The following is an 8,539-nucleotide window of genomic DNA, read 5'->3' as shown; positions in this document are numbered from 1 at the left end:
AGGTAGTTCTAGCCTGGTCGCATTGAATGGCGACCCTACAAATGCAAGGTGCGCATTTATGCGCACCGAAGTATCTAGCTCAGCAGCACCGCGTCGTACAACATCCATCCAGTAGTCGCCACCAGCGACAGCGCCATCAAACTGTTAAACGCCTGACGTTTCCACGCTACTTGCAGATGGCTGCGAAGGCGATCGCCCAGCGCTGCCCAAATCAAAATGCACGGTAGATTCAGCGCTGCGAATCCTAACAACACCGTCAGCACGCCGTTGCTGTTGGCGTACATCAGCGCCACGTTGGTGACCATCAGCCAGGCTTTGGGATTCACCGCCTGGAAACAGATGCCGCCAATTAGCGTCATCGGACGCGGGCGTTCACGCAGCTGCGGCGCGCCGGCACGGAAAATCTTCCACGAAAGCCACAGCAGATAGCTACAGCCTACCACCGTTAGCGGCAGACGAATCGCGCCCATCCAGTGCAGCAGCGCATCGAGCGCCACACTCGCCAGCAGCATCTGTATCGCACAGCCCAGCAGGATGCCAAATAGCATCGGCAGCGTGCGTTTAAAGCCAAAATTAACGCCTGAGGTCGCCAGCAACAGGTTGTTTGGGCCTGGCGTGATCGACATAACGGTGACGTAGCTGAAGAATGAGGGATCAAGCATGATGCGCTTCCTGAAGAATCAATGATGTCTTCATGCTAGAGCGTATGATGCGATGGAAACAGAGACACAAAACCACTATTGTAATGGATACAGTTGTCTCAAAAATGAATTGTACCCATTGCACGCGGAGGCTTTTGTGTCCCTTCCACTTTCATCCGGTCAAACGCTGTATCAGCAGCTGGTCGATAGCTTTGCCGAGTCGATACATCAGGGCACGCTGAAGCCGGGTAAACGGCTGCCGGCGATACGTCGCGTGGCACAATCGCATCAGGTGAGTATCAATACCGTGCTCAATGCGTGGCAAATCCTCGAAGATCGCGGCCTGATTGAATCGCGTCCGCAGTCGGGTTATTACGTGCGTGGCGTGCTGCCCGCCGTGACGCGCCCGGTAAAACCGCTGCCAGCAAAAATCAACGATCCCAGCGCGCAAAAGCTGGAGCTGATTGAGCAAGTGTTCGCGGCGCAAAACAATCCCGATTACACCAATATCTCGCTGGCCTGTCCGCAGGATGGCACCTTCTATCCGGCGGCGCGAATAGCGCGAATTACTGCGTCGATTTTGCGCCAGAATCCCGACATTATCGGACGCTATGCGCTTCCGCCTGGTAGTGAGCGCTTACGGGAGGAGATTGCGCGTCGCGCCCTGCACAACGGCATCAATCTGCCACCGCAGGCGATCACGCTGACGCACGGCTGCATGGAAGCGCTCCAGCTGGCGCTGCGTGCGGTGACCAAACCCGGCGATTGTATTGGTTTAGAGTCGCCAACCTATTTCTTCCTGTTCCCGCTGCTGGCGTCGCTGGGTTTGAAAGCGCTGGAAATCCCCACCGATCCGCATCAGGGATTGTCGCTGGATGCGCTGGAGATGCTGCTGCAGGAAAAGCGGATTCAGGCGGTGATCGCCATGCCGGGCGCACAGAACCCGTTGGGATACGTGATGCCGCTGGAGAACAAAAAGCGGCTGGCGAAGTTAGTGAATACTTACCACGTTCCGCTGCTGGAAGATGGCTTGTATGACGAATTACAGTTTGAGTGGCCGTTGTAGCCGCCGGTGAAGGCGTTTGATAGCGATGGCTGGGTGATTTACTGCACCAGCTTTACTAAAACCGTGGCGCCCGATTTCCGCGTCGGCTGGACTGCCGCCGGGCGTTTTCATGATGCTATCGCTCACCTCAAAGCGGTTTCGTCGATGGCGGAATCACGCTTGTTGAGTGAAACCCTGGCCGAATTCCTTGCCAGCGGCGGGTACGATCATCATCTGCGCACGCTGCGTCGGCGCTATGCCGCCAATCTGGATGCGGCGCGCGGGATTCTGGCGCGCCACTTTCCGCAGGGCACGCGCGCTACCCTGCCGCGCGGCGGGTTTGTTTTTTGGGTCGAACTGCCGGGAAATATCGATACCGTGGAGATGTTCCATCGTCTGCTGCAGGAGCAAATCTGTGTGACGCCAGGCGCGCTCTACTCGCTGAGCGATCGTTATAAACACGCCTTGCGTCTCTCCTGCTGCTATCCGTTTGATGAGCGTTATACGTGGGCGTTGCAGCGTACCGGCGCGCTGGCCTGCGAAATGACAGGTTTGGCGCCGGGACAGGATCAGGGTTTGCCGTTGCGGCCCCAGGTGGTGTAAGGCTCGCGCTCGGTCAGACGCTCGTAATAGGTCTGGACCGCCGGGAAGTTAGGATGCTCCAGCGGGGTTTCAAACCAGCGATTCACCGCCAGACCAACCGGAATATCTGCCAGCGAGAAGTTGCGGCCTGCGACGTAGCGCCCGGTTTTCTCCAGATGCTGGTTGAGAATGTTCATAGTGTGCGTCCAGCCTTTAACGGCCGCCGCCAGCAAACGGGGATCCTGATGCGCTGGCGAGTTGCGCACCAGTGACATAAACGCGTAGCGCCATGAGGTATTGAGTTCGGTGGCTTGCCAGTCCATCCACTGATCGACCGGCGCGCGCGCGCGTGGATTATCGGGATAGAGCCATTCGCCGCCGTTACTGTTGGCGAGATAGCGCAGAATGGTGTTGGATTCCCACAGCACGAAATCGTCCTCGATGATCACCGGGACCATGGCGTTGGGATTGAGCGCCATAAACTCTGGCGAGTGCAGCGATTGCGGATCATCGCCCCAGGGTTCTAATTCGTACGCAATATCGAGTTCTGCACACAGCCACAGAACTTTTCGCACGTTAATTGAAGAAGTACGGCCAAGAACTTTTAACATTGCGGACTCCGATTCCAGAATTCTTAATCTATTCATAGCCCTGTTGCTGGCCTTTCGCAATCAGCAGGATGTAAATCCCGATTTCAGACAACCTCAACGAGGAAGGAGTGACAATGAAGGTCGCATTTAAACAGGTGGATGTGTTTACCTCATCGGCGTTTAAAGGTAATCCGCTGGCGGTGATTATGGATGCACAGGGATTGAGTGACGCGCAGCTGACGGCGATTGCGCGCTGGACCAATCTGTCCGAAACCACTTTTGTGCTGCCGCCACAGGATGCGGCGGCGGATTACCGCGTGCGCATTTTTACCGTGGAAGGTGAATTGCCGTTTGCCGGACATCCGACGCTCGGCACCGCGCATGCGCTGCTGGAAGCGGGCTGGCCGCTGAAAACGCCGGGCAAAATCGTGCAGGAGTGCGGCGTGGGTTTGGTTGAGGTGAAAATCAGCGACGACGGCGCGCTGGCCTTTGCGGCACCCGCCGCTCGCTTGACGCCCTTCAGCGATGCCCTGATGAGCAGCGCACTGAACAGTGAAGCTTTCGATCTCAGCCAAACGCCGACCATCGTTGATATGGGCATTCGCTGGCTGCTGATTCCGATGAGTAGCGCGCAAGCGGTGCTGGATGTGGTGCCGTCAGCAGCCGATTTACACCGTTTACAACAGCATGCTGAGGTTAACGGCACGGCGATTTTTGGTGCGTTACCAGCAGGTGAAAACGAGCAGTATGAAGTGCGCGCATTGCTGGTTGAGAACGGCAGTTTGACCGAAGATCCGGTGACCGGCAGCGCCAACGCCTGTCTGGCACGCTACTTCGAGGCGAACCACCAAACGCGGGATTATCGGGCTCGTCAGGGCAGCGCGATTCAGCGTGAAGGTCGAATTCAGGTGAGTTTTACGGATAAGGCGATCTGGATTGGTGGGCAAACGGTGACGGTGATTGATGGGACGATTGATCTGTAAGGTTGCCATTTATGGCAACCTGGCTGGCGTCGCTGTTTAACGAGGTCGCCATGAATGGCGACCCTACGGATTACAGGCCTTGTCCGCCTGAGGCTTCGATGCGCTGTGCGGTGATCCAGCCGGTTTCATCGCTGAGGATCGCGCAGATGGCATCGCCGATATCATCTGGCAAGCCGACGCGGCCCAGCGCGGTCACCGAGGCGATATGATCGTTGAGATCTTTAGTATCACGCACGCGACCGCCGCCGAAGTCGGTTTCAATCGCGCCTGGCGCCAGAATGTTGACGCGGATATGGCGCTCGCCCAACTCTTTTGCCTGATAGCGAGTTAATACTTCCATCGCGCCTTTGATTGAGGCGTAAGTGCCTGAACCCGGCAGCGTCAAACGGGTTAAACCGCTGGAGATATTCAGGATGCGTCCACCATCGACGATCAGCGGCAGTAGTTTTTGCGTCAGGAAGAACGGTCCTTTGAAGTGCACATTCACCAGCGCGTCAAACTCATCTTCTGAGGTCTCTGCGAACAGCTTGTAGTGACCGTGACCGGCGTTGTTCACTAAATAATCAAAGTTGTCACGCTGCCAGGTTTTCTGCAGCGCTTCTTTCACCTGCGCCACAAAGCCGTCGAACGTGCTGGTATCGCCCACATCCAGCTGCAGCGCCACCGCACGCGCACCCAGCGCTTCAATCTCTTGCACTACCGCCTGCGCTTCTTCCGCGTGACCGCGATAGGTAAACAGGATATCGGTGCCTTTGGCGGCCAGTTTCAGCGCCCCATTCTTGCCTAAACCGCGATTTCCGCCGGTAATCAATGCAATTTTATGACTCATGTTTCGCTCCAGTTGGAAAATTGAACACGTGTTAAGGATATTCGTGAATAATTGATCTATAAACGCAGAGGAATACGCAGCACTGTTTCACTAACAACAACAATCGGTGAACAACATGGATAAAATTCACGCAATGCAGGTTTTTGTGCGAGTGGCAGAAATGGGCAGTTTTACCCGTGCAGCAGAAAGTTTGGGTTTACCGAAAGGCAGCGTATCGCGTCAGCTGCAGGCGCTGGAAAATCAAATGGGGACGCGCCTACTGCATCGCACCACGCGGCGCGTGCATCTGACGCAGGACGGCCTGGTTTATTACGATCGCTGCCTCGATTTGCTCTCAATGCTCGACGACATGGACAGCTTGTTCCAGCACGATCCCGGCACCTTAAGCGGCAAACTGCGCGTGGATATGTCGGTGGCGATGGCAACCGGCTTTGTGCTGCCGCGCCTGCCAGAATTTTTGCAGCACTATCCCGGTCTGGAAATTGAGCTGAGCAGCAGCGATCGCCAGGTCGATGTGATTCGCGAAGGATTTGACTGCGTGGTGCGCGTGGGCGAGCTGAAAGATTCCGGGCTGATTGCGCGGAAAATCGGCTCGCACGCCTTGATCAACTGCGCCAGCCCCGGCTACCTTTCCCGCTTCGGCATGCCGGTGCGGCTGGAAGATCTGTCGCAACACGCGATGGTGCATTACACACAGCAGCTTGGACAACCTTCGCTGGGCTTTGAATATTTTGATGGCAAACAGTGCCATTACGTTCAAACCGGCGGCGTGGTGACGGTAAACAGCACCGAAACCTATCGCGCGGCGTGCATGGCCGGGCTCGGCATTATTCAGGTGCCAGCGATTGGCGTGCAGCCGCTGCTGGAGTCAGGACAACTGGTTGAAGTACTGCATCACTTCCCGGCGAAACCGATGCCGATCTCGCTGCTTTATCCTCATCGCCGTAACGTGGCGCGCCGCGTACGCGTGTTTATGGAGTGGTTAAGCCACGTCTTGCAGGAGTACGTCACATAGCAGGCTATAATTGTATTTTCGCAGTGAACAGGATGACTATCGTCTATGACGGACAAAAAACCTATAGAGACAGCGGCCAAGGCAGAAGCCAAGCCGCTAATTGATATTAAAACCGGCAATAAAACCGTGGATGGCTCGATTCAGAATGTGTCGCGCTTCGCTGCCTGGTTTCAGGCGATTCCGGCGGTGGCGCATTTTATGCGCGCGCTGGAACGCTTTAACGATCGCCTCGGCAGCCAGTTTGGCGCGGCGATCACCTACTTCTCATTTCTTTCACTGATACCGATTTTGATGGTCTCCTTTGCGGCGGTCGGCTTTGTGCTGGCGTCGAATCAGGATTTGCTCACCGAGTTGATCAACAAAATCGTTAACAGCATCAGCGATCCGACGCTGGCCACCACGCTGAAGAATACGGTGAACACCGCGATTCAACAGCGCGCCACGGTGGGGATAACCGGTTTGCTGCTGGCGCTCTACTCCGGCATTAACTGGATGGGCAATTTGCGTGAAGCGGTACGTGCGCAGTCGCGCGACGTGTGGGAACGCACGCCAGACGATCAGGAGAAACTCTGGAAGAAGTACGCACGCGACCTGCTTTCGCTGCTGGGTTTGATGTTTGCGCTGGTGATTACGCTGTCGCTGACCTCGATTGCCGGTGCGGCGCAGGCGGCGATCGTTAATGCGCTGGGACTGGAAGACATTGAGTGGCTGCGCCCGGCGATGACGGTGATTGCGTTATCTATCTCCATCTTTGCTAACTATCTGCTGTTCCTGTGGATCTTCTGGATTCTGCCGCGCCACAAGCCACGTAAAAAAGCGCTGTTCCGTGGCACGCTGCTGGCGGCGATTGGTTTTGAGGTGATTAAGTTTGTGATGACGCTGACGCTGCCGAAGCTGGCGACTTCGCCGTCGGGTGCGGCTTTTGGTTCGGTGCTCGGCTTGATGGCGTTCTTCTACTTCTTTGCGCGTTTGACGCTGTTCTGCGCCGCGTGGATCGCCACCGCGAAATACAAAGATGATAAAGAGATGCCGCAGCCGCATCAGGCTAAATAAGCCTACGAGGTTGTTACATTTGCCGTACTAGCTAAAAATGTTTCCTGCTGGCTACTTTTTCAGCAAAAACCAGCAGGAAACGCTAAAGGGTCACTTTAATTTGGCCCTTTTGCAGAGATTCCCGCCAAAAAAATGACACTTCCCGTTCCCATCCGCCACTGATTGCAGCAACTCAGAAATTATCCACTTATTCGCCGAAAAAGCCCGGTCTGACGCGGTTTTTCGCCATTGAATGCCGCAAACCAGGTGCGTAAGATTCTCTGTCTACATTTACAATTAAGAAACACTTATGCAAGCCTCCATCACAGAAACACTCGACAAAAAACACGACGACGCGCCGGTCAATCCACGTGGCAAAGTGGTTGTGGCATCGCTTGTCGGCACCGCCATTGAGTTCTTCGATTTCTATATCTATGCCACCGCCGCGGTGATTATTTTCCCGCACATCTTCTTCCCGCAGGGCGATCCGACCGTGGCTACGCTGCAGTCGCTGGCAACCTTCGCGATCGCCTTCGTGGCGCGTCCTATCGGTTCTGCCGTGTTTGGCCACTTTGGCGACCGCGTTGGCCGTAAAGCAACCTTGGTGGCATCGCTGCTGACCATGGGCGTTTCGACGGTGCTGATTGGTTTGCTGCCAGGATATGAAACCATCGGCGTGGCAGCGCCACTGCTGCTGGCGCTGGCGCGTTTTGGTCAGGGCCTTGGACTCGGTGGTGAATGGGGCGGCGCAGCACTGCTGGCGACCGAAAATGCCCCGGCGAAAAAACGCGCGCTTTATGGTTCGTTCCCACAGCTCGGCGCGCCGATTGGCTTCTTCTTCGCTAACGGCACATTCCTGCTGCTTTCATGGTTGCTGACCGACGAGCAGTTCATGAATTGGGGCTGGCGCGTGCCGTTTATTCTCTCTGCGGTATTGGTGTTAATTGGCCTTTATGTGCGCGTTTCGCTGCATGAAAGCCCGGTATTCGCCAAAGTGCAGAAAGAGAACAAGCAGGTGAAAATGCCGATTGGCACGCTGCTGAGCAAGCATCTGACCGCCACCATTCTCGGCACTTTTATCATGCTCGCCACTTACACGCTGTTCTACATTATGACCGTGTATTCGATGAGTTACGGCACCGCGCCCGCGCCGGCTGGTCTTGGCTATTCGCGTAACAGCTTCCTGTGGATGCTGATGGTGGCGGTGATTGGTTTTGGTGTGATGGTGCCGATTGCCGGTCTGCTGGCCGATCGCTTTGGTCGTCGTAAAACCATGATCACCATTACGTTGATGATTATCGCCTTTGCATTGATGTTCCCAATGCTGCTGGGTTCTGGCTCTCAGGTGCTGGTGATGGGCTTCCTGATTCTCGGTCTGAGCATTATGGGCCTGACGTTTGGTCCGATGGGCGCGCTGCTGCCAGAACTGTTCCCGACGGAAGTGCGTTATACCGGCGCATCCTTCTCCTACAACTTGTCGTCGATTCTTGGGGCTTCTGTGGCGCCTTATATCGCCACCTGGCTGAACGCCAATTACGGTTTGCAGGCGGTGGGTTTCTATCTGGCTTCGATGGCGGTGTTGACGTTGATCGCGCTGATTGCCTGTAAAGAGACGCGTAATCAGACGCTGTATGAAGCGGTGTGATTGATTGAGCATTAAGAGAACCCGGCTCAGGCCGGGTTTTTTATTGGGTGCGGTTTAAACCAGGTCGCCATGAATGGCGACCCTACGTTGTAATCGACAATCTTACATAACAAAAAACCCCGGCAAGCCGGGGTTTTTATTGTGCTGAAAACTGTGTCGCGCGTGGCTTAGCCAGCG

Annotated in this window: 7 protein-coding genes and 1 pseudogene; 5 read left to right on the top strand and 3 right to left on the bottom strand. The window is 55.6% G+C overall.

What is annotated here, in order from left to right; translation table 11 throughout:
• Positions 1-74 precede the first annotated feature (74 nt).
• Positions 75-662, bottom strand: coding sequence for a LysE family translocator (locus RTY00_RS14385; RefSeq protein ID WP_312664903.1), 588 nt, complete (start codon positions 660-662; stop codon positions 75-77).
• A gap of 136 nt (positions 663-798) precedes the next feature.
• Here RTY00_RS14385 and RTY00_RS14380 point away from each other — a divergent pair.
• Positions 799-2,289 (top strand): annotated as a pseudogene (locus RTY00_RS14380) (PLP-dependent aminotransferase family protein).
• Here the strand turns inward: RTY00_RS14380 and RTY00_RS14375 are convergent.
• Positions 2,256-2,879: a glutathione S-transferase family protein gene (locus RTY00_RS14375; RefSeq protein ID WP_008106644.1), complete on the bottom strand. Its 624-nt coding sequence runs from the start codon at positions 2,877-2,879 to the stop codon at positions 2,256-2,258. The pseudogene RTY00_RS14380 and the gene RTY00_RS14375 overlap by 34 nt on opposite strands.
• Positions 2,880-2,992: 113 nt before the next feature.
• Between RTY00_RS14375 and RTY00_RS14370 the strand changes: the two genes are divergently transcribed.
• Positions 2,993-3,841, top strand: a complete 849-nt coding sequence (locus RTY00_RS14370; RefSeq protein WP_154193916.1) for a PhzF family phenazine biosynthesis protein — start codon at positions 2,993-2,995, stop codon at positions 3,839-3,841.
• Between the two features lie 70 nt (positions 3,842-3,911).
• Here the strand turns inward: RTY00_RS14370 and RTY00_RS14365 are convergent, their stop codons facing one another.
• Positions 3,912-4,670: an SDR family oxidoreductase gene (locus RTY00_RS14365; protein WP_312664902.1), complete on the bottom strand. Its 759-nt coding sequence runs from the start codon at positions 4,668-4,670 to the stop codon at positions 3,912-3,914.
• Positions 4,671-4,785: 115 nt separating this feature from the next.
• On the opposite strand from RTY00_RS14365, the gene RTY00_RS14360 reads away from it, so the two are divergent.
• The 3 genes from RTY00_RS14360 to RTY00_RS14350 all read left to right on the top strand — a co-directional run bounded on the left by RTY00_RS14360 (position 4,786) and on the right by RTY00_RS14350 (position 8,362).
• Positions 4,786-5,685 (top strand): LysR family transcriptional regulator, encoded by a 900-nt coding sequence (locus RTY00_RS14360; RefSeq protein ID WP_036648956.1) that lies wholly within the window; start codon positions 4,786-4,788, stop codon positions 5,683-5,685.
• A gap of 45 nt (positions 5,686-5,730) precedes the next feature.
• Positions 5,731-6,738, top strand: a complete 1,008-nt coding sequence (gene yhjD, locus RTY00_RS14355; protein ID WP_154157305.1) for an inner membrane protein YhjD — start codon at positions 5,731-5,733, stop codon at positions 6,736-6,738.
• A 289-nt stretch (positions 6,739-7,027) separates the two neighbouring features.
• On the top strand, positions 7,028-8,362 hold the full coding sequence (locus RTY00_RS14350) for an MFS transporter (protein ID WP_312664901.1): 1,335 nt from the start codon (positions 7,028-7,030) through the stop codon (positions 8,360-8,362).
• The last annotated feature ends 177 nt before the right edge of the window (positions 8,363-8,539 follow it).

Origin of the sequence: Pantoea sp. CTOTU49201, assembly GCF_032054795.1 — a bacterium.
Taxonomy (GTDB): Bacteria; Pseudomonadota; Gammaproteobacteria; order Enterobacterales; family Enterobacteriaceae; genus Pantoea; species Pantoea symbiotica.
Note: the sequence above shows the minus strand (reverse complement) of the source record. Positions and strands in the feature narration are given on the sequence as shown.

Bases quoted from the DNA above. Each gene is read 5' to 3' on its own strand.
- RTY00_RS14385 (WP_312664903.1), bottom strand. From the start codon at position 662: ATGCTTGATCCCTCATTCTTCAGCTACGTCACCGTTATGTCGATCACG.
- RTY00_RS14375 (WP_008106644.1), bottom strand. From the start codon at position 2,879: ATGTTAAAAGTTCTTGGCCGTACTTCTTCAATTAACGTGCGAAAAGTT.
- RTY00_RS14370 (WP_154193916.1), top strand. From the start codon at position 2,993: ATGAAGGTCGCATTTAAACAGGTGGATGTGTTTACCTCATCGGCGTTT.
- RTY00_RS14365 (WP_312664902.1), bottom strand. From the start codon at position 4,670: ATGAGTCATAAAATTGCATTGATTACCGGCGGAAATCGCGGTTTAGGC.
- RTY00_RS14360 (WP_036648956.1), top strand. From the start codon at position 4,786: ATGGATAAAATTCACGCAATGCAGGTTTTTGTGCGAGTGGCAGAAATG.
- yhjD (WP_154157305.1), top strand. From the start codon at position 5,731: ATGACGGACAAAAAACCTATAGAGACAGCGGCCAAGGCAGAAGCCAAG.
- RTY00_RS14350 (WP_312664901.1), top strand. From the start codon at position 7,028: ATGCAAGCCTCCATCACAGAAACACTCGACAAAAAACACGACGACGCG.